Source organism: Plantactinospora sp. CA-294935 (genome assembly GCF_050936445.1).
Lineage (GTDB): Bacteria > Actinomycetota > Actinomycetes > Mycobacteriales > Micromonosporaceae > Plantactinospora.
On record NZ_JBNJMU010000001.1, the window covers coordinates 47,504 to 66,638 of the forward strand.

Below are 19,135 nucleotides of genomic sequence, written 5' to 3' on the forward strand. Positions count from 1 at the left end.
CTGTATAGCTGGTGATCGGATCATCCGCCCGGACCGATCCGATCACCGGCCGCCGCCGTCCACCGGCGTCTCCGGCTCGCACAGAAGCCCCGACCGACGAGTCCGGCTCCGGCAGAAGCCCGCCCGACGACTCCGGTTCGGGGAGAAGGGCCGACCGATGCCGAGGGAGCAGTTGATCTTGCTCGGGCAGCGAACGTGGGCGGTCAGCCGCCGGATCCCGGGGCGACCGGAATGCCGATGATCAACCGCCGAATCCAGAATCAGCGGGAAGGGAGATGTCCGGCTTTTCGAGTTCTTCGACGTTGACGTCCTTGAAGGTCATTACTCGGACATTTTTCACGAAACGCGCCGGCCTGTACATATCCCAGACCCAGGCGTCGTGCATTTCCACCTCGAAGTAGACCTCACCGTCGGAGTTGCGGACGTGCAGGTCAACCTGGTTCGCCAGGTAGAACCGCCGCTCCGTCTCCACGACGTAGGAGAACTGGCGAACGATGTCGCGGTACTCCCGATAGAGCTGCAGCTCCATCTCGGTCTCGTACTTCTCGAGATCTTCCGCGCTCATCCCACTCCGCCTTCCATGGCCACATCTTCCCCCACGAACGTTGACGGCCGAAGCCGCTCGCCCAACGCCACGCCGACGGTACTCCCTGCCCGGCCCCCGTGCGCCATCGACTCGATCCCACCGAGGTGCGCCGGACGCCGGGACCGGGGCGGCCGGCCGACCCGCCCGGAGACGGTCGCGACATTGACGTACGAGAAGCGATGTTCCGGGCACGGGCCGTGACGCTCCAGCGCGGCACTGTGCTCGGCGGTGATGTATCCCTTGTGCTCGGCGAAACCGTACCCGGGGTGCCGGTCGTCCAGCTCCACCATGATCCGGTCCCGGGTGACCTTGGCCAGCACGCTCGCCGCCGCCACGCAGGCGGCGACCTGGTCGCCCTTCCAGACGGCCAGCCCCGGCACGCCCAGCCCGTCCACCCCGAAACCGTCGGTGAGCACGTAGTCCGGGACCAGGGCGAGGGAGGCCAGTGCCCGGCGCATCGCCGCCAGGTTGCAGACGTGCAGCCCCCGGGCGTCCACCTCGACGGCCGGAATGACCACCACGGCGTACGCCAGGGCCCGCTCCACCACCTCGGCGTAGATCCGCTCCCGGGTGGCCGGGGTGAGCAGCTTCGAGTCGGCCAGCCCCTCGATCTCGCCACGCCGGCCGTCGGGCAGCACCGCCGCGGCGGCCACCAGCGGACCGGCACAGGCGCCCCGACCGGCCTCGTCGGCCCCGGCGACGTGCGGGAAGCCGCGTCGCCGCAGTGCCCGTTCCATGGCGTAGATGCCGCCCTCGCGGCGGATCACCGTACGGGGTGGGGTCAGCACCGCTACTCGCTCTCCAGCGCCCGGCGTAGCAGCTCGGGCAGGTCGGTCGGATAGAACCGTTCCGTCGTCCGGTCCAGCTCGTCGATCGACCACCAGCGGTGGGTGTCGATCGTCTCCTGCTCGACCGCGTCGAACCCGGCCGTGTCCACCGCCCAGGCGGCGACCCGGACGAGGAAGAAGTGCTGTTCCTGGCGGTACCACTGGCCGCCGAAACTGAACTCGGCGATTTCCCGCCGGACCGGTTCGCCGAACTCGGCCGGGCGCAGCCGCAGCCCGGTCTCCTCGGCCAGCTCGCGGGCGGCGCCGACCGCCGGCGTCTCGTCCGGGTCCAGGCCGCCGCCCGGGGTGAACCAGTAGCGGTGAACGGGTCGAGCCGGATCCCAGCCGTGGAACAGCAGCACCCGGCCGTCGGCATCGACCAGGAGCACCCGGGCGGCCTGGCGGGGGGTGAACACGGTCACCGGGTCAGCCTAGCCGCGCCGGCACCGGACCCGCCGCCGGCCGCAGGCCGGCGCGGGCGGCGATCAGCCCTGCGGATCGGGGATCGCGCCGTAGGAATCGGGTACGGAGAGCCAGGTGGCCCGGCCGACCGGCCAGAAGACGGTGAAGGCCCGCCCCACCACCGACTTCTCCGGAATCGTCGCCAACTCGATGTCCTTGCGGCTCTGCTGCCAGTGCTCGAGGGAGTCGCCGGAGGCGGAGCGGTGGTCACCCATCACCCAGAGTCGTCCGGGCGGCACGGTGATGTCGAACTCCTCGTCGGCTGCCGGATCCCGCACCCCGTTCTCGGTGAAGATGTACGGCTCGTCCAGCGACTGCCCGTTGATCACCAGTCGGTCCTGCGGGTCGCAGCAGACCACCCGGTCCCCGCCGACCCCGATCACCCGCTTGATGAAGTCCTCACCCTTCGGGTTGCCGGTCCACTGGGTGGGCGCCTTGAAGACGATGATCTCGCCTCGGTGCGGCGACCGGAAGTCGTAGACCAGCTTGTTGACGAGCACCCGGTCGTAGATGTCGAGGGTGTGCTCCATCGACGGCGACGGGATGTAGAAGGTCTGCAGGACGAACGCCCGGACCAGTACCGCGACCAGGATGGCCACGCCCACCAGGATGGGCAGTTCCCGCCAGAACGAACTGCGGGGCTTGGACTTGTCGGTCTGCTCGTCAATCACGGGTGGAGCCTACGATGCCGAGTCCCACGGGAGCGCCGGGAACGCGCGGTAACGAGCAGAGAGCCCAAGATTGGCATCGCAATTGCTATTTCTCCCGTGTTCGCGCTGTTTTGCGGACTGTCGGCGGGCGGTTCCGCCGGGGCGGACGCCGCGGCCGGTCTCGGCAGTTTGTCAAAGGTGTCCGGCACCGGCAGCGAACTCCAGTGGCCGAACGGCCAGACGACTACGAAGGCCCGGCCGATGACGTTCTCGATCGGCACCGGACCCTGGCAGCGCGCGTCCTGCGACACCAGCCGGTGGTCGCCCATCACGAAGATCTGCCCCGCCGGGACCACCACCTCGTCGAACCGCCGCGACCGGCATTCCTGGCGGTTGGGCGGGACGTCCAGTGGGGAGTTCTCCAGCACGTACGGCTCGTCGATCGGGACGCCGTTGACGGTGACCCGGCCCTGGTCGTCACAGCACTTCACCTTGTCGCCGGGCAGCCCCACCACCCGCTTGATGAAGTCCTTCTCGCCGGGTCGGCTCACCCCGACCAGGTCCCCGATGGTGCGGCCCAGCTTGGCCACGAACCCCGGATCGGCCTCCTCGCGCACCTCGGGCGCCCAGGCGGCCGTACCCCGGAAGACCACGATCTCGCCGCGGGCCGGGTCGCGCACGTCGTAAACGATCTTGTTGACCAGGACCCGGTCGCCGATCAGCAGAGTGTCCTCCATGGACCCCGAGGGGATGAAGAACGCCTGGAGCAGGAAGGTCCGGATCAGCACCGCGAGGCAGAACGCCACGATCAGCAGTAGCGGAAGCTCCTGCCACAGTGGCATCTGCTTACGGGTGCGGCGGGAGCGTCGGGGCCGACGACGCCACGGTTCGACGTCGTCCTCGTCGTCCACCCTACGCACCACGCAACTCCCCGGTCCCGAGATACCGCGCCATCACCCGCTGGCTGGGCGACGGGCACCGTGAGCGGAAGCGCGGGGGTGACGGGCGACCCCGGCGGTCGCCGGGGTCGCCGTGTCTCGCGTCTGCCCGTGCGGCCAGCGTAGTCGGCGTTGGCCGGGTCGGCACCCCGCGATCGGCGTCGGTGCGGTCAGCCGGGAGGTCAGCCGACCCGCTTCTCGCGCTTCTCCTTGATCTTGGCCTTCTTGCCGCGCAGCTCACGGAGGTAGTAGAGCTTGGCCCGGCGTACGTCACCACGGACGACCACCTCGATCCGGTCGATACCCGGGCTGTTGATCGGGTACGTCCGTTCCACCCCGACCCCGAAGCTGATCTTGCGTACGGTGAAGGTCTCCCGCAGGCCCGCTCCATGGCGCCGGATGACGACACCCTCGAAGACCTGGACCCGGGAGCGGCTGCCCTCGATGACTCGGGCGTGCACCTTGACCGTGTCACCGGCCCGGAAGTCGGGCACGTCGGTCCGCTGCGACTGGGCGTCGAGGGCGTCCAGGGTGTTCATCGCTGCATCCTTGAAGACTCACGGCGCACCGGGCGTCGGCGCGCGGATGGGTGATTCTGATCTCCGCGACGGGGTCCGGCACGGCAACCTCGGCGGAGATCCTCGCAGCCGTCCGTGGCACGGGCGACTGCGGCAACCCCCCTACTTTGCCATATCGTCGGCCGGAGGCTGAAATCCGGCCCCGGCCAGGGTCGCGACGTCCCGTTTGTCCAACTGCTCCGCCGGCAGCGCGGCGAGCATGTCGGGCCGGCGCCGGGCCGTCCGGACCAGTGCCTGGTCGCGCCGCCACCGGGCGATCCGGCCGTGGTCACCCGAGCGCAGGATCTCCGGTACGTCCTGCCCGCGCCAGCTCGGCGGCTTGGTGTAGACCGGCGCCTCCAGCAGCCCGTGCGCGTGCGACTCCTCGGCGAGCGAGTCGGCGTTGCCGAGCACCCCGGGCAGCAGGCGGGTCACCGCCTCCATGACCACCAGAACCGCGACCTCGCCGCCGAAGAGCACGTAGTCGCCGAGCGAGACCTCGGTCACCGGCATCCGGGTGGCCGCATGGTCGAGGACCCGCTGGTCGATCCCCTCGTACCGGCCGCAGGCGAAGACGAGGTGGGACTCGGCGGCCAGCTCGTGCGCCGTCGCCTGGCTGAACCGCATCCCAGCCGGGGTGGGCACCACCAGGCGCGTGCCGGACTCCCGGCCGGGCGGCACCAGGGCGTCCAGCGCCTCTCCCCACGGCTCGGGCCGCATCACCATGCCGGGACCGCCGCCGTACGGGGTGTCGTCAACCGTACGGTGCACGTCGTGCGTCCAGGTCCGCAGGTCGTGCACGGCGACGTCGAGTACGCCGGCCGCCCGGGCCCGCCCGATCAGCGAGAGCCCCAGCGGGGTGAGGTACTCGGGAAAGATCGACACCACGTCGACGCGCATGTGCGGAGGGCCCTCTCGACGGCTCCCGGTCAGCGGGGCCTGGTCAGACGACGACAGACGCGAACCTGACTCACAGGTCCAGCAGGCCGGGCGGGGCGTCCACCACCACCCGGCCGGCGGCCAGGTCCACCTCCGGCACGATCGCCTTGACGAACGGGATCAGCGCGGTACGCCCCTCGGGGCGGCGCAGCACCAGCAGGTCGGAGGCGGGGGCGTGGTCGATCCGGGCCACCTCGCCGAGCGCCTCACCCGCCGGGGTGACCACGGCGAGACCGACCAACTGGTGGTCGTTGAACTCGTCGGGGTCGGCCGGCGGCGGCAGGTCCGCGCTGTCCGCCCAGAGCAGGGTGCCGCGGAGCGCCTCGGCGACGTCGCGGTCGTAGACGCCGTCGAAGGTGACCAGCAGCTTGCCCTGGTGCCACCGAGCGGCCTCGATGGTGAGCCGTTCGGGCACCCGGACCAGCTCGCCGTGCCCGGTGACCGGGGGCGGCGCCGCCGGGCCGGTGCCGGATGCCGCCGCCGGGTCGGTGCGCAACACCGCCCCGACGGCGAACCGTGCCTCGGGATCGTCGGTCCGCACCTCCACGGTCACCTCACCGCGGATGCCGTGCGGACGGCCGATCCGGCCGACGATCAGGAGCATCGGGATCCGCGGATCAGTACGAGTCGACGATGTCGACGCGTACGCCACGGCCGCCGATCGACCCGATCACCTGGCGCAGCGCCTTCGCGGTACGGCCGGAGCGACCGATCACCGTACCCAGGTCCTCGGGGTGCACCCGCACCTCCAGGCGCTTGCCGCGCCGGGAGTCGACCATCCGGACCCGTACGTCGTCCGGGTGGTCGACGATGCCCTTGACCAGGTGTTCGAGCGCCGGCCGGAGCGCCACGTCAGGCCTGCTCGCCGGAGTCCGCACCGGCCTGCTCCTCGGTCTTGGGGGCCTCGGCGGGCGCTTCGGCCGGGGCCTCGGCGGGCGCCGCCTTGGCCGCCTTGGCCGCCTTCTTCGCCGGCTTGGCCGACTCGGTCAGCCCGGCCGCGGCCTTCGCCTCGGCCTCGTAGGCCGCCGTGCGGTCGGCCCGCTCCGGCGCCACCAGCAGCGGCGGCGGGGCCGGCAGGCCCTTGAACTTCTGCCAGTCGCCGGTCTTCTCCAGCAGGCGCTGGACGGCCTCGCTCGGCTGGGCGCCGACAGAGAGCCAGTACTGCACCCGCTCCGACTTGACCTCGATCACCGAAGGGTGTTCCTTCGGCTGGTAGATCCCGACGAACTCGATCGCCCGACCGTCGCGCTTGGTGCGCGAGTCGGCGACGACAATGCGGTACTGCGGGTTGCGGATCTTACCCATCCGCAGGAGCCGGATCTTTACGGCCACAGTGTGTTCGCTCCTGTTGCGATTCTCACCGTCCCGGACACGGGCGGTGCGCGGGTGAGAGCCGACCGGCACAGTGGGGTTTGAGCCGGGGACTGCTCGATGGACTGGCGACACGCCCGGGTTAGAGGGCGCCGGACGTGTGCCGGATACCAGCGACCCATTGTGCCAGACCCGGCCCGGGAACCTCACACCGGTCGGCGAACTCGCCGGCGGGGCGCGCTCCGGGCGATCATGGCTGGTGGCCGCTCCGCTCGCCCGGGGCGTGCCCCGCCGTCCCGACCGCCCCCGTCCGGACCTCGATCAGGCCGCGCCTCCCCCTTCCCGCGCCCGTACCGCTGCGGCTCAGCCCTTGACCGCGCCCTGTAGGCCACCGACGATCTGCTTTTCGGCGAATGTGAAGAAAAGCAGTGCCGGCAGCATCGCCAGCGAGGTGAAGGCGAGAATTCCCGCCGTGTCGGAGGTGTACTGGCTCGAGAAGTTCTGCACGCCCAGTGGCAGGGTGTGCAGATTGACGTCGCCGAGGACGAGTAGCGGCAGGAGGAACGCGTTCCAGCTCGCCACGAACGCGAGGATCCCGACCGTGACGAGCGCGGGCCGCGACAGCGGCAGCACGATCAGCCAGAGGAAACCGAGCCGGCCGGTGCCGTCGATCGCGGCGGCGTCCTCCAACTCGCGCGGGATGGCGGCGAGGAAGGGGCGCAAGATCACGATCGTGAGCGGCAACGCGAAGGCGACCTGCGGGAGGATCACCGCGTAGTACGAGTTGATCAGGTTGAGGTCGCGCAGCATGAGGTAGAGCGGCAGGATCGCCGCCCCGGCCGGGAAGAGCAGGCCGAGCGTGAAGAAGGTGTAGAGCGCCTCGCGGCCCCGGAAGGTGTACCGGGCGAGCACGTACGCGGCGCAGACACCGAGCACCACGACACCGAGCGTCGTACCCAGGGCGATCACCGCGCTGTTGAACGCCTGACCCCAGAAGTCACTCTGGGTCAGTACCCGGACGTAGTTGTCGAAGACCCACGGGTCGGGCAGCCCCGCCGGGTCCGCCACGATCTGCGGGGTGGTGCGGAAACCGCCGACGATCACGTAGACGACCGGGGCGATCGACACGGCCGCGACCGCGAGCGCCAGCGCGTAGGTGAGCGGGTTGCCCCAGGACACCGGGCGGCGCTTGGACGGTGGGGGCAGGACAGCGTTCGCGGCCACGGTCAGTTCGCCCTTCTGGTGATGGCACCCTGGATGTCGCGGCGGAGGAAGAAGCGCTGGAACAGCAGCGCCGCGACGAAGGAGATGACGAAGAGGATCACGGCCACCGCGTTGCCGTAACCCCACAGCCGGGCGAAGAAGCCGTTGTCCACCATGTACGTCGCCATGGTGGCCGACGCGCCGAGCGAGCGCACCGAGGGCACCGAGGTCACCCAGATCACGTCGAAGACCTGCAACGAACCGATCATCGACAGGAACATCCAGATCCGGATCGTCGGGCCGAGCAGCGGAAGCGTGATGTGGCGCTGGATCTGCCACCAGCTCGCGCCGTCGATCGAGGCGGCCTCGGTCAGCTCGTGCGGCACGTTCGACAGGCCGGCGAGCAGAAGGATGATGGCGAAGCCGACGTACTTCCAGGTGAGGACGGCCAGCAGCGTCCAGATGACGACGTCGAGGTCGGCCAGCCACGCCTGGACCAGGCTGCCCAGTCCCAGCGACCGCAGCAGCGCGTCGGCCGTCCCGCCGTCGGTCAGGATCAGCTTCCACATGATGCCGACGGTGACCTCGGCGAGCACGTAGGGCACGAAGACCAGCAGGCGGAACACGGTGCGTCCACGGAAGCGCCGGTTGAGCAGCAGCGCCACGGCGAGCGCGATGGGGCCCTGGATCACCAGCGACCCGACCACGATGATGGCGTTGTTGCGCAGCGCGTCGAGGAAGATCGGGTCCTGGAAGGCGAGGACGTAGTTGTCGAAGCCGACGAACTCGGTGGGCGGCCCGACCCCGCGCCAGCGGAAGAGGCTGTAGTAGACCGCGAAGCCCATCGGCACCAGCACGAACATCACGTAGACGACGACCGCCGGCGTCGTCAGCCCGATGATCTCGTACCACTTACGGCGTTTTTCGGCCACGCGGGAGGACGACCGCCTCCGGGCGGGCCGGACGCCCGCCGGCGGCGCGGACGCGCCGCCGGCGGGGTTCAGGGTTGGGTTGGTGGCGGTCACTTGCGTGCGGCCGCCTTCATGGCGTCGACGACCTGCTGCGGGCTGCCGCTGCCGGCGAAGATGGCGACGATCGCGTCGTTCATCGCGTTGCCGACGGTGCTGCCGAAGGCCGTGTCCAACCAGAGCTGCACGTAGGTCGCGCCGGACGTGGCCTCCAGGATGGACTTCAGGGCGGGGTCCGCGACACCGCTCTCCGCACCCTTGGCGACGGGCAGGCCGGTGCCGGTCTCGGCGTAGCCCTTCTGCACCTCGGGGCTCACGATGTACTTGAGGAACTCGACGCACTCCGCCGGGGCGTTCTTGGCGCAGGCGAACCCGTCACCACCGCCGAGGGCCGCCTTCGGGTCACCCGCCGACCCGGAGATCGCCGGCACGGGGAACCAGCCGAGGAACTTGGCCAGCGCCGCCTTGTCCTCCGCGACGGTCTCCAGGGTGCCCTTGTTCCAGTCACCCATCAGCTCCATCGCGGCCTTGCCGTTGGCGAGCATCCCGTTCGCGCTGGTCGGGTCGTTCTGGCCCGGGGTGGCGATGAAGTTGGGCTGGAACGGGTTGGTGCCGATGAAGGTCTTCAGGTCCTCGCCGGCCTTCACGAAACACGGGTCGTCGAAGACCGCCTCGGTGGAGGCCTTCTTCAGGGTGTCGACCGAGCAGGCACGCAGCGCGAAGTTGTACCACCAGTGCGCGGCGGGCCACTTGTCACCGGCGCCGAGGGCGATCGGGACGACGTTGATCGCCTTGAGCTTGGTGACCGCGTCGTTGAGCTCGTCGAACGTGGTCGGCACGGCGGCGATGCCCGCCCGCTCGAACATGTCCTTGTTGTACCAGATGCCCTCGATGCCCATCCGGTACGGCAGGCCGTACTGCTTGCCTTCCACCGCCCAGATCTCGGCGGCGCTGCCGATGTTGGCCACCTCCGTCTTCACCTGGTCGGTGATGTCCTTGAGGTAGTCGGCCTCCACCTGTTCGCGCATCTCGCCACCGCCCCACGCCTGGAAGATGTCCGGCGGGTCGGTGGTCAGCAGCGCGGCGGGGAGCCGGGTGCGCTGGAGCTGGTTGGTCTCGATCGCCTCGATCTGGATCGTGACGGTCGGATGCAACGCGGAGAAGTCCTTGGCGACCTTCTCCCAGTAAGTCTTACCGGGCCCGTCCTGGGAGGCGTTGTGCCACCAGGTCAGGGTCACCGGGTTCTTGTAGAGCTCTTCCTCAGCGGGCGCTTCGTCGCCGCCGCCGCTACATCCGGCAGCAAGGAGTGCGCTGGTCGTAAGCAGCGCCAGGACGGTGCCCGCGCGGCCTTTCATCGCCATCGAATGTCTCCTCGACTATCAGTCGCGGTACTCACCTGAACGGCGAGTTTTACAGCCGCGTAACTCGGTGTCAACCGTTGTCGATAACGGTTTCGACTCCCCTGTCACGGGGCGCTGGCAGCCCTCTATCATCGTCGGCGTGGCGTTTCCGCAGCGTGTCAAGATGTCGGACGTGGCCCGTACGGCCGGCGTCTCCGTCGCGACGGTATCCAAGGTGGTAAATGGCAGGTACGGAGTGGCGCAGGCGACGGTGGAACGCGTCCAGCAGGTCATCCACCAACTCGGGTACGAGGCCAGCCTAGGGGCACAGAGCCTGCGCAGTCACCGCACGAACGTGCTGGGAATCCTGGTCGCGGAGTTCGAGCCGTTCTCGACCGAGCTGCTCAAGGGGGCGTCCAGGGAGGTCGTCGGCACCGGCTACCAGCTGCTGGCCTACTCCGGCGGCGACGGTGCCAGCGCGGCCATCGGCTGGGAGCGGCGGTCACTGGCCCGGCTGTCCGGAACGCTCATCGACGGGGCCGTGATCGTCACGCCGACCGTGGTCGAGACCAACCAGGGCTTCCACGTCGTCGCCGTCGACCCGCACACCGGCCCGTCCGGCCTGCCCACCGTCGACTCCGACAACTTCGCCGGCGCCGTACTCGCGACCAACTACCTGCTGTCACTCGGCCACCGCCGCATCGGACACATCAGCGGACGCTCCGACCTCGAGTCGGCACGCCTGCGCGAGGCCGGGTTCCGCAAGGCGATGGCCGACGCCGACGTCCCGGTGGACGAGCGGCTGGTACGGGTCGGCGGGTTCCGTACCGAGAGCGCCGCCGGTACGGCCGCGGAGCTGCTCGCCCTCCCCGACCGGCCGACCGCGGTCTTCGCCGGAAACGACCTCTCCGCGATCTCCACCCTCGACGTCGCCCGGAGCATGGGTCTGCGGGTACCCGACGACCTCTCCGTGATCGGCTTCGACAACGTACCGGAGTCGGCGCTGGTCAACCCGCCGCTGACGACGATCATGCAACCGCTGCAACGGATGGGCGCCGAGGCGTTGCGCCTGCTCATCGACCTGATCGGCGGCGTCGAACGGGACACGCACATCCGGCTCCCCACCGAGCTGGTCATCCGGGCGTCCTGCCGGCCCTACGCCCCTGCCCGCGAGCCGAGCCTGCCGCTCTCCGCCCGCGCCACGCCGGCGGCTGGCTGAACTCACCGCGCCGGTCACGGCCCTCCGGTCTCCAGCGCACGGGCCTTCCGGTCTCCAGCGCACGGGCCTTCCGGTCTCCAGCGCACGGGTGGGCGGTTCAGGGCGGTTCAGCGGCACGAGTGGGCGGTTCACGCACGGATGGGCGGCTCAGCGCGCCGGTGGGCGGTTCAGCGCGCGGGTGGGCGGTCCCAGCCGGGCGGCAGGTCCAGCGCGGTCCAGGCCGGATCGGGGACGAAGTCGCACCAGGTGCCGTCGAACGGGAACTGCGCCGCCTCGGCGATCTTGATCACCCGCTCTCCCTCGGCGCGTACCGCCGCCGGGTCCGGGACCCAGTAGTGCTCCGGGACGGCGAGCCGCTCGGCGAACTCCCCCTCGTCCTTCCACTCCCAGGTGTGGTCCGGCCAGACCACCACGTCGAGATCCTGGTCCACCACGTCCACGCCGGCCAGCTCGCCGTCGTCCCAACGGACGCCGTGCTCCTCCAGGTTGACGTACCAGTTGGCAAACCGGTCCGCCGCGTCCCGGAAGAACCAGACCGAGTGGTCCGCACCGGCCGGCAGGAACTTCAGCACCGGCGGTCCGGCCCAGAGGGCGACCCGCAACCGGTAGGTCGAGGCGGCCACCCACTCGGTGAACGGCATCGTCCGCATCCCGCGACCGTCCGCAGTGACCTCGCTGGCCACCTGGGTGCCCTGGGCGACCCAGAGCAACAGGCCACGGTCGTCATCGCTGACCACCCGGGCCGGGCGGACCCAGCCGATCCGGCCCCGCCGCACGTTGCGGTGCACGACGACGCGGCCCGGTGGGAAGCGCATCCCGGTCACATCCGGCCGGTCAGTAGGAGCGGGCGAGGATGGCGGTCAGATCCGGCTCGTCCTCCGAGTCCGGCACCGAGCCGTCGGCCCGGCGCAGGCAGCGGACGGTCACACCCTGGGCGTTCGCCTCCGCCTCCCCCTCGGCACCGACGGCCGACCACGGCACCCGGGCCCAGCCGGTACCGGCCGCCTCGATCGCCTCGGCCAGCGAATCCACCGCGACGGTGTGCAACTCGCGCCGGGCCAGAGCCTCGTCGTAGAGCGCCTTCTGGTCGGCGTCGAGTGCGGCGAGCACCCCGGCGACCACGTCCGGGACCGGGACCGGGGCCTTGGCGCCGGTGGTCCGGCGGACCAGCACCGCGTTGCCGGCGGCCAGGTCGCGGGGACCGAGCTCGATGCGTACCGGATAGCCCTTGAGCTCGGCATCGACGGCCCGGCGGCCGAACGGGGTGTCGACCCGGTCGTCGAGGGCGACCCGCACCCCGGCGTCGCGCAGCGCGTCACAGAGCTTGGCGGCGGCCTCGGCGACCCCGTCGCCGGCCTTCACCACCATCACGTACGCCTGCACGGGCGCCAGCCTCGGCGGCACCCGCAGCCCGTTGTCGTCGCCGTGGCACATGATCAGCCCGCCGAGCATCCGGGTCGAGCTGCCCCAGGAGGTGGTCCAGGCGTGCTCGACGCTGCGCTCGGCAGAGGTGTAGGTGATGTCGAAGGCGCGGGCGAAGTTCTGCCCCAGCTCGTGCGAGGTGCCCATCTGGAGCGCCTTGCCGTCACCCATCATGCCTTCGAGGGTGTAGGTGCGGGTGGCACCGGCGAACCGCTCCCGGGCGGTCTTCAGCCCGGTCAGCACCGGGATGCCGAGTACCCCGACCATGAAATCCTCGTAGACCTCGTGCAGGATCTTCCGGGCGTACGCCCGCGCGTCGGCCTCGTCGGCGTGCGCGGTGTGCCCCTCCTGCCAGAGGAACTCGGTGGTCCGCAGGAAGACCCGGGGGCGCAGCTCCCAGCGCACCACGTTCGCCCACTGGTTGAGCAGCAGCGGCAGGTCGCGGTAGGAGTCGACCCACTTCGCCATGAACTCGCCGATCACCGTCTCGCTGGTCGGCCGGACCACGACCGGCTCGGCGAGCTGCTTGCCGCCCCCGTGGGTGACCACTGCCAGCTCGGGTGAGAAGCCCTCGACGTGCTGCGCCTCCCGGCGCAGGTAGCTCTCCGGGATGAAGAGCGGGAAGTACGCGTTCTCCGCACCGGCGAGCTTGATCCGGGCGTCCATCTCGGCCTGCATGCGCTCCCAGATGGCGTAGCCGGCCGGTCGGATGACCATGGTCCCCCGCACCGGGCCGTTGTCGGCGAGCTGCGCCTTGGCGATCAGGTCCTGGTACCAGCGGGGGAAATCCTCCGCACGGGGAGTGAGCACGCGTGCCATGAGGGCACATCTTAGGCGCCGACCCCCGAGCCGACGCGCCCGGCCCGCTGCCGCCGACCGTCCGCCCGTCACCTGCGCCGGTCGCCGTGAGCCGGCGCACGGTGCGTCACCTGCGCCGATCGCCGTGAGCCGGCGCACGGTGCCAGCGGACCGACCCGGCCAGCCGCGGAGTCAGCGCAGCACTCGGCCGCGCAGCACGATGCGCTCGGGTGCGCGTACCACTCGCAGGTCGGTCCGGGGGTCGGTGGGGTACACCACCAGGTCGGCGAGGCCACCCTCGACCAGGCCGGGGAAGCCGAGCCAGTCCCGGGCCCGCCAGGAGGCGGCGGCCAGCACGTCGACGGTGGACATCCCGGCCTGCTCGTGCAGCAGCAGCATCTCCTCGGCGGCCAGTCCGTGGTCGATCCCGCCGCCCGCGTCGGTGCCGACGTAGATCGGTACCCCGGCCTCGTACGCCGCGCCGACCACCGCCGGGAAGTTGTCCCGGAGCGCGAGCATGTGCTTGGCGTACCCGGGGAACTTCGCGGCGGCCCGCTCGGCGATCTCGCCGAAGGTGGCGATGTTGATCATCGTCGGCACCAGCGCGGTGCCGCGCCGGGCCATCTCGTCGACGAGGTCGAGGCTGACCCCGGTGCCGTGCTCGACCGAGTCGACCCCGGCCCGGACCATCACCTCGACCGCCGCCTCGGAGAAGGTGTGCACCGCGGCCCGGGCGCCGGCCGCGTGCGCGGCGACCACCGCGGCGGCCACCGTCTCCGGCTCCCAGGACGGCGCCAGGTCACCGACATTCCGGTCGATCCAGTCGCCGACCAGCTTGACCCAGCCGTTGCCGGCCCGGGCCTGCTCGGTCACCGCCGCCGGCACGTCGGGCGGCTCGACCTCCACCGCGATGTCCCGCAGATACCGCTTCGGCGGCGCGATGTGCCGCCCGGCGCGGGCCAGTCGCGGCAGGTCCGGCTCGTCCTCCAACTCCGGGTACGGGAACGGCGAGCCGGCGTCCCGGATCGCCAACACCCCGGCGTCCCGGTCGATCCGGGCCAGCTCGCGAGCCTGGTCGAGCGAGGTGATCGGCACCGAGCCGGGAGCGATCCCCGGATGGCAGTGCGCGTCGACCAGACCGGGCAGCACGAAGCCGCGATCGGCCACCGTCACCGCACCGGGGACCGGGGTGAAGGTGACCCGGTCGCCGACCAGCCACAGGTCGCGGACCTCGTCGTCCGGGAGCACGACCCCTCGTACGTGCAGCGCCATGCGCACATTCCTACCCGATCGGGCCGGGGCGACCCGCCGCACCCCGGCCCGCCCCGCCGCAGATCACGCCCCGGCCACCGGCGCCACGGCCCTTGCCGCGCCCGACGTCACGCCTCGGCGCGGCCGCGCAGGCCGGCCCAGCGGGTGGTCAGGGCCGGCAGGTCGACGGTCACCTTCCACGGGCGCTCGGTGCTGAAGACGTCGTCGGTGTGCGCAGCCGGCTCGTACTCCCCGGTCGCCCCGAGTACGAACTCGGTGAGCGTCATCGGCTCGTGCAGCGGGTCGACCACCCAGTAGGTCGGCACCCCGGCGTGGGCGTAGACCCGCGCCTTGTCGTACATGTCCCGGAAGGTGGAGTCGGAGGAGATCACGTCGACCGCGAGGATGGCGTCCTGCACCGGGACCGGGCTGCGGGTGACGTGCTCGGGTCGCAGCGCCACCACGTCGGGCCGGGGCTCGTTGCGCCGGTCGACCCGCATCGACAGGTCGATGCTGACTACATACTCCGGCGGGCAGTTCGCCCGCAGTGCGAGCAGGATTTCGACACAGAGGTCCTGGTGCAGGTGGGTGGGGGACGGCACGATCAACCTTCCGTTGATCAGTTCGTACGGAAGGTCCTTCGGCAGCTCGCCGAGGTCGTCAACCGTCCACTCCTGCCGCTCCGGCAGCATCGGCGCCGCGGTCATGACCACTCCTTCCCGGTGTCGCCGTCACCCTACGCGGTCAGGCTATCGCCCGCTGTCCTCGACAACGGACACCCTGTCTCTCCCGGGTCACTTCTCCTCCGGGCGTTTGCCGAGCTTGTTGAAGTCGAGTTTGGGCAGCTTGAAGCCGGGCGGCAGGCCCTGGCCGCCCTGCAGCGCGTTCGGGTCCAGCCCCGGCGGCAACTGCGGCATGCCGGCCGGGAAGCCGCCGGCCGGACCGCCGACCCGGGGCCGGCCGCCGCCCTTGGTGCCCTTGCGCTTGTTCTTCGGCGACTTGGTCGCCTTGCGCCGGCCGCCGCCGGGCAGGCCCATCATGCCGCCCATCTGCTTCATCATCTTCTGCGCCTCGGTGAAGCGGTTGAGCAACTGGTTGACGTCCATCACCGTGACACCGGAGCCGTTCGCGATCCGGGCCCGCCGCGAACCGTTGATGACCTTCGGGTTGGTCCGCTCGCCAGGGGTCATCGACCGGATGATCGCCGTGACCTTGTCGAAGTGCTTGTCGTCCACCTCGGCCAACTGGTCCTTCATCTGCCCCATCCCGGGCATCATGGCCAGGACGTTGGCGATGGGACCCATCCGGCGTACCGCGATGAGCTGGTCGAGGAAGTCCTCCAGGGTGAACTGCTCGCCGCCCATCAGCTTGGCGGTCATCTTCTCTTTCTGATCGGCGTCGAAGGCCTGCTCGGCCTGCTCGATCAGCGTGAGCACGTCACCCATGCCGAGGATCCGGCTGGCCATCCGGTCCGGGTGGAAGACGTCGAAGTCGGTCAGCTTCTCGCCGGTGGAGGCGAAGAGGATCGGCTGGCCGGTGACCTGCCGTACGGAGAGCGCGGCACCACCGCGCGCGTCACCGTCGAGCTTCGAGAGCACCACGCCGGTGATCCCGACGCCGTCCCGGAACGCCTCGGCGGTGCGTACCGCGTCCTGACCGACCATCGCGTCGATCACGAAGATGACCTCGTCCGGGTCGACCGCGTCCCGGATCGCGGCGGCCTGCGCCATCATCTCGGCGTCGATACCGAGCCGGCCGGCGGTGTCCACGATGACGATGTCCCGGGCAGCCCGCCGGGCGTGCTCGATCGACGCCTTGGCGACCTGTACCGGGTCGCCGACCCCGTTGCCCGGCTCCGGCGCGAAGACCTCGACCCCGGCCCTGCCGCCGAGCACCTGCAACTGGTTGACCGCGTTGGGCCGCTGGAGGTCGGCGGCGACCAGCAGCGGCTGGTGCCCCTGCCCCTTCAGCCAGCCGGCCAGCTTGCCGGCCAGGGTCGTCTTACCCGAGCCCTGGAGGCCGGCGAGCATGATCACCGTCGGGGGCTGCTTGGCGAACTGCAACCGGCGACCCTCGCCGCCGAGCACGGCGACGAGTTCCTCGTGGACGATCTTGATTACCTGCTGGGCCGGGTTGAGCGCCTGGGACACCTCCGCGCCCCGGGCCCGCTCCTTCACGCTGGTGATGAAGGACTTGACCACGGGCAGGGCGACGTCCGCCTCCAGCAGCGCCAGCCGGATCTCCCGGGCGGTGGCGTCGATGTCGGCGTCGGTGAGGCGACCCTTGCCACGCAGCTTGGTGAAGATCCCGGACAGGCGGTCACTCAATGTGTCAAACACGGCGCAGCATCCCGTTTGTCGTATTTACCCGAGCATGGCATGGCCGAGGCACGGGTGCCCGGCCACCGCAAGGGTAGCCGCCCACCTCCTCCGCCGCCTCCGCCCCGCCCCAGCCGGGCTAGGCCGGGCGGTGGTGGCGGCCGGTGGTGGTGGTGCCGGTGGTGGCGGTGGGGTGGCGGTGGCGGTGGCGGTGGGGTGGCGGTGGCGGTGGGGTGGCGGTGGCGGTGGGGTGGCGGTGGCGGTGGTGCCGGTGGTGCCGGTGGTGGTGGCGGTGGTGGTGCCGGTGGTGGCGGTGGTGCCGGTGGCGATGGTGGTGCCGGTGGTGCCGGTGGTTCCGGTGGTGGGCGCACAGGCGGGGCAGCTCGACAGTCTCGCGGCCAAGCTACCCCCGGCCGGCCGGGCACCAGGGTCTCGGCGTCAGGGCTCGACCAGGCCGGACTGGTAGGCGTACACCACCAACTGGGCCCGGTCCCGCGCGCCCAGCTTGACCATGGCCCGGCTGACGTGGGTACGCGCCGTCGCCGGGCTGACCAGCAGCCGGCTGCCGATCTCGTCGTTGCTCAGCCCCTCGCCGACCAGCCCGACCACCTGCCGCTCCCGGTCGGTGAGGGTGTCCAGCCGGGGATGCGGCCGGAGCACCCGGGACGGCCGGGTGGCGAACTCCCGCACCACCCGCCGGGTCACCGACGGGGAGAGCAGCGCCTCGCCGCTGGCGACCAGCCGGATCGCCCGGAGCAACTCGACCGGCTTGGTGTCCTTGGTCAGGAAGCCGCTGGCGCCGTGCCGGAGCGCCTCGAAGACGTACGCGTCGAGCTCGAAGGTGGTCAGCACCACCACCCGGGTACCGGCCAGCTCCGGGTCGGCGACGATCCGCCGGGTCGCCTCGATGCCGTCGATCCCGGGCATCCGGACGTCCATCAGCACCACGTCGGGGCGCTCCCGCCGGGCCACCGCCAGCGCGCCCAGCCCGTCGGCCGCCTCTCCGACCACCCGCAGGTCGGCCTCGCTCTCCACCAGGGCGCGCAATCCCAGCCGAACCAGGTCCTGGTCGTCCGCGATCAACACCCCGATCGGGGTGCTCCGCCCGGTCACCATCCCGTTCTCCTCACCGGTCATCTCTCCTCCCCCGTGATCCGGCGTGCCTGCGCGGGCAGCCCTGCGAAGACCCGGAATCCGCCCCCGGGGCGCGGCCCGACCTCCAGGACGCCGCCGAGCGCCTCGATCCGCTCCCGCATCCCGGTCAGCCCGTGGCCGTCCCCCGACCCCGCCACCGCCGACCCGCCGCGTCCGGTGTCGACCACCTCGACCGTCACCTCCGCCGGCAGGTACCCGATCCGGACGGTCGCGGCGGCGGTGCCGGCGTGCCGCAGCACGTTGGTCAACGACTCCTGCACCACCCGGTACGCGGCCAGGTCGACCGCCACCGGCAACGGCCGGCGCTCCCCGGTGACCTCCAGGGTGACCGTCAGCCCGGTCTGGCGCAGCCGGGCGGTCAGCGCCGCCACCTGGTCCAGCCCGGGCACCGGAGCGCGGTCGACGGCGGCGTCCCGGCGGACGACCGAGAGGGTGACCCGCAACTCGTCCAGCGCCTCCCGGCTGGTCCGGCTGATCGCGGTCAGCGCCGTCTCGGCCTGCTCCGGGCGCTTCGCCAGCAGGTGCAGGGCGATCTCGGCCTGCATGTTGATCGCGGCGAGCCCGTGCCCGACCACGTCGTGCACCTCCTGGGCGATCCGCAGCCGCTCGTCGTCGGCCAGCCGGCGGGCCTGCGCGATCCGGTCCCGGGCGGCGGCCTCCCGGTTGTTCCGCACCGTCACCCCGACCGCGAACGGTACGACGACCCACGCCGAACCGGGCAGCAGGCCGGGCAGTCCCACCGGTTCGCGCAGGGACACGAAGACGTGCACCAGCAGCACAGCCAGGGCAGGGGCGCAACCGAGCACCGCCCGCCGGATCGGCAGGTGCCGGGCGACCGTGTAGACCGCGATGAAGAACGAGATCAGGATCGGCCCGTACGGATACCCGGCCACCAGGTACGCCGTGCTGGCCACGGTGCAGAGCGCCAACGTGACCAGCGGCCAGCGCCGGCGTACGACCAGCGCCAGCGCCGCCGTCACCACCAGTGCGTACGCCGCATTGTCGACCGGCGCGGCGTCCGGGAAGTTCTGCGCCGCGCCGGTCGTGCCGAAGTAGCCGACGACCAGCAGCACGAGCGCGAGCGCGGCGTCGGCCAGCAGGCTGCCCCACCGCCTGTCGGCCGGTCGCACCCCGCCGTCCGCTTCCCGCCCCTGCATCGCCATCTGCGCCGAGGATGTCATGCCGGCTCCC

General features: G+C 71.1%; 22 protein-coding genes. 2 read left to right on the top strand and 20 right to left on the bottom strand.

The window, feature by feature from the left end; translation table 11 throughout:
* Positions 1-241: 241 nt before the first annotated feature.
* The 13 genes from ACQEVC_RS00345 to ACQEVC_RS00405 all read right to left on the bottom strand — a co-directional run bounded on the left by ACQEVC_RS00345 (position 242) and on the right by ACQEVC_RS00405 (position 9,802).
* A complete protein-coding gene (locus tag ACQEVC_RS00345; RefSeq protein ID WP_007075222.1) occupies positions 242-565 on the bottom strand; it encodes a DUF2469 domain-containing protein in 324 nt (107 codons plus the stop codon).
* On the bottom strand, positions 562-1,374 hold the full coding sequence (locus ACQEVC_RS00350) for a ribonuclease HII (RefSeq protein WP_432872203.1): 813 nt from the start codon (positions 1,372-1,374) through the stop codon (positions 562-564). The genes ACQEVC_RS00345 and ACQEVC_RS00350 overlap by 4 nt, the downstream gene beginning before the upstream one ends.
* A 2-nt stretch (positions 1,375-1,376) precedes the next feature.
* On the bottom strand, positions 1,377-1,835 hold the full coding sequence (locus ACQEVC_RS00355) for an NUDIX hydrolase (protein WP_432872205.1): 459 nt from the start codon (positions 1,833-1,835) through the stop codon (positions 1,377-1,379).
* Between the two features lie 63 nt (positions 1,836-1,898).
* On the bottom strand, positions 1,899-2,546 hold the full coding sequence (lepB, locus tag ACQEVC_RS00360; protein WP_432872207.1) for a signal peptidase I: 648 nt from the start codon (positions 2,544-2,546) through the stop codon (positions 1,899-1,901).
* Positions 2,543-3,448 (bottom strand): signal peptidase I, encoded by a 906-nt coding sequence (lepB, locus tag ACQEVC_RS00365; RefSeq protein ID WP_432872209.1) that lies wholly within the window; start codon positions 3,446-3,448, stop codon positions 2,543-2,545. The genes lepB (ACQEVC_RS00360) and lepB (ACQEVC_RS00365) overlap by 4 nt, the downstream gene beginning before the upstream one ends.
* Positions 3,449-3,645: 197 nt before the next feature.
* Positions 3,646-4,002 (bottom strand): 50S ribosomal protein L19, encoded by a 357-nt coding sequence (gene rplS / locus ACQEVC_RS00370; protein WP_203858388.1) that lies wholly within the window; start codon positions 4,000-4,002, stop codon positions 3,646-3,648.
* Positions 4,003-4,143: 141 nt separating this feature from the next.
* Positions 4,144-4,920 carry a tRNA (guanosine(37)-N1)-methyltransferase TrmD gene (gene trmD, locus ACQEVC_RS00375; protein ID WP_432872211.1) on the bottom strand — a complete coding sequence of 259 codons (777 nt, stop codon included), beginning with the start codon at positions 4,918-4,920 and terminating at the stop codon, positions 4,144-4,146.
* Positions 4,921-4,990: 70 nt separating this feature from the next.
* The gene (gene rimM / locus ACQEVC_RS00380) at positions 4,991-5,563 is read right to left on the bottom strand and encodes a ribosome maturation factor RimM (protein WP_432872213.1); all 573 of its coding nucleotides are present in this window, start codon (positions 5,561-5,563) and stop codon (positions 4,991-4,993) included.
* A gap of 13 nt (positions 5,564-5,576) precedes the next feature.
* On the bottom strand, positions 5,577-5,837 hold the full coding sequence (locus ACQEVC_RS00385; RefSeq protein ID WP_199853371.1) for an RNA-binding protein: 261 nt from the start codon (positions 5,835-5,837) through the stop codon (positions 5,577-5,579).
* A complete protein-coding gene (gene rpsP / locus ACQEVC_RS00390) occupies positions 5,812-6,291 on the bottom strand; it encodes a 30S ribosomal protein S16 (RefSeq protein ID WP_432872216.1) in 480 nt (159 codons plus the stop codon). The genes ACQEVC_RS00385 and rpsP overlap by 26 nt, the downstream gene beginning before the upstream one ends.
* Positions 6,292-6,633: 342 nt before the next feature.
* Positions 6,634-7,500, bottom strand: coding sequence for a carbohydrate ABC transporter permease (locus tag ACQEVC_RS00395; protein ID WP_432890914.1), 867 nt, complete (start codon positions 7,498-7,500; stop codon positions 6,634-6,636).
* On the bottom strand, positions 7,497-8,405 hold the full coding sequence (locus ACQEVC_RS00400) for a carbohydrate ABC transporter permease (protein ID WP_318395384.1): 909 nt from the start codon (positions 8,403-8,405) through the stop codon (positions 7,497-7,499). The genes ACQEVC_RS00395 and ACQEVC_RS00400 overlap by 4 nt, the downstream gene beginning before the upstream one ends.
* An 89-nt stretch (positions 8,406-8,494) precedes the next feature.
* Complete coding sequence (locus ACQEVC_RS00405) at positions 8,495-9,802, bottom strand: extracellular solute-binding protein (RefSeq protein WP_432872218.1); 1,308 nt, start codon at positions 9,800-9,802, stop codon at positions 8,495-8,497.
* Between the two features lie 139 nt (positions 9,803-9,941).
* On the opposite strand from ACQEVC_RS00405, the gene ACQEVC_RS00410 reads away from it, so the two are divergent.
* Complete coding sequence (locus ACQEVC_RS00410; RefSeq protein WP_318395386.1) at positions 9,942-11,000, top strand: LacI family DNA-binding transcriptional regulator; 1,059 nt, start codon at positions 9,942-9,944, stop codon at positions 10,998-11,000.
* A gap of 167 nt (positions 11,001-11,167) precedes the next feature.
* Here ACQEVC_RS00410 and ACQEVC_RS00415 read toward each other — a convergent pair whose 3' ends face one another.
* From ACQEVC_RS00415 to ffh, 5 genes are all read right to left on the bottom strand, one after another.
* Positions 11,168-11,815, bottom strand: coding sequence for a DUF402 domain-containing protein (locus ACQEVC_RS00415; protein ID WP_432872220.1), 648 nt, complete (start codon positions 11,813-11,815; stop codon positions 11,168-11,170).
* A gap of 19 nt (positions 11,816-11,834) precedes the next feature.
* Positions 11,835-13,241 carry a proline--tRNA ligase gene (proS, locus tag ACQEVC_RS00420; RefSeq protein WP_432872222.1) on the bottom strand — a complete coding sequence of 469 codons (1,407 nt, stop codon included), beginning with the start codon at positions 13,239-13,241 and terminating at the stop codon, positions 11,835-11,837.
* A 171-nt stretch (positions 13,242-13,412) separates the two neighbouring features.
* Positions 13,413-14,492, bottom strand: a complete 1,080-nt coding sequence (locus ACQEVC_RS00425) for an amidohydrolase family protein (RefSeq protein ID WP_432872224.1) — start codon at positions 14,490-14,492, stop codon at positions 13,413-13,415.
* A gap of 107 nt (positions 14,493-14,599) precedes the next feature.
* The gene (locus tag ACQEVC_RS00430) at positions 14,600-15,178 is read right to left on the bottom strand and encodes a Uma2 family endonuclease (RefSeq protein WP_432872226.1); all 579 of its coding nucleotides are present in this window, start codon (positions 15,176-15,178) and stop codon (positions 14,600-14,602) included.
* Positions 15,179-15,265: 87 nt separating this feature from the next.
* Entirely contained in the window at positions 15,266-16,810 is a 1,545-nt protein-coding gene (gene ffh, locus ACQEVC_RS00435; RefSeq protein WP_432872228.1) for a signal recognition particle protein, read from the bottom strand.
* A gap of 133 nt (positions 16,811-16,943) precedes the next feature.
* Here ffh and ACQEVC_RS00440 point away from each other — a divergent pair, with 133 nt between their 5' ends.
* On the top strand, positions 16,944-17,255 hold the full coding sequence (locus tag ACQEVC_RS00440) for a hypothetical protein (RefSeq protein WP_432872230.1): 312 nt from the start codon (positions 16,944-16,946) through the stop codon (positions 17,253-17,255).
* Here the strand turns inward: ACQEVC_RS00440 and ACQEVC_RS00445 are convergent.
* Positions 17,228-17,926 carry a response regulator transcription factor gene (locus ACQEVC_RS00445; protein ID WP_432872232.1) on the bottom strand — a complete coding sequence of 233 codons (699 nt, stop codon included), beginning with the start codon at positions 17,924-17,926 and terminating at the stop codon, positions 17,228-17,230. The genes ACQEVC_RS00440 and ACQEVC_RS00445 overlap by 28 nt on opposite strands.
* The gene (locus ACQEVC_RS00450) at positions 17,923-19,125 is read right to left on the bottom strand and encodes a sensor histidine kinase (protein WP_432872234.1); all 1,203 of its coding nucleotides are present in this window, start codon (positions 19,123-19,125) and stop codon (positions 17,923-17,925) included. Before ACQEVC_RS00450 ends, ACQEVC_RS00445 begins: the two co-directional genes overlap by 4 nt.
* Between the last annotated feature and the right edge of the window lie 10 nt (positions 19,126-19,135).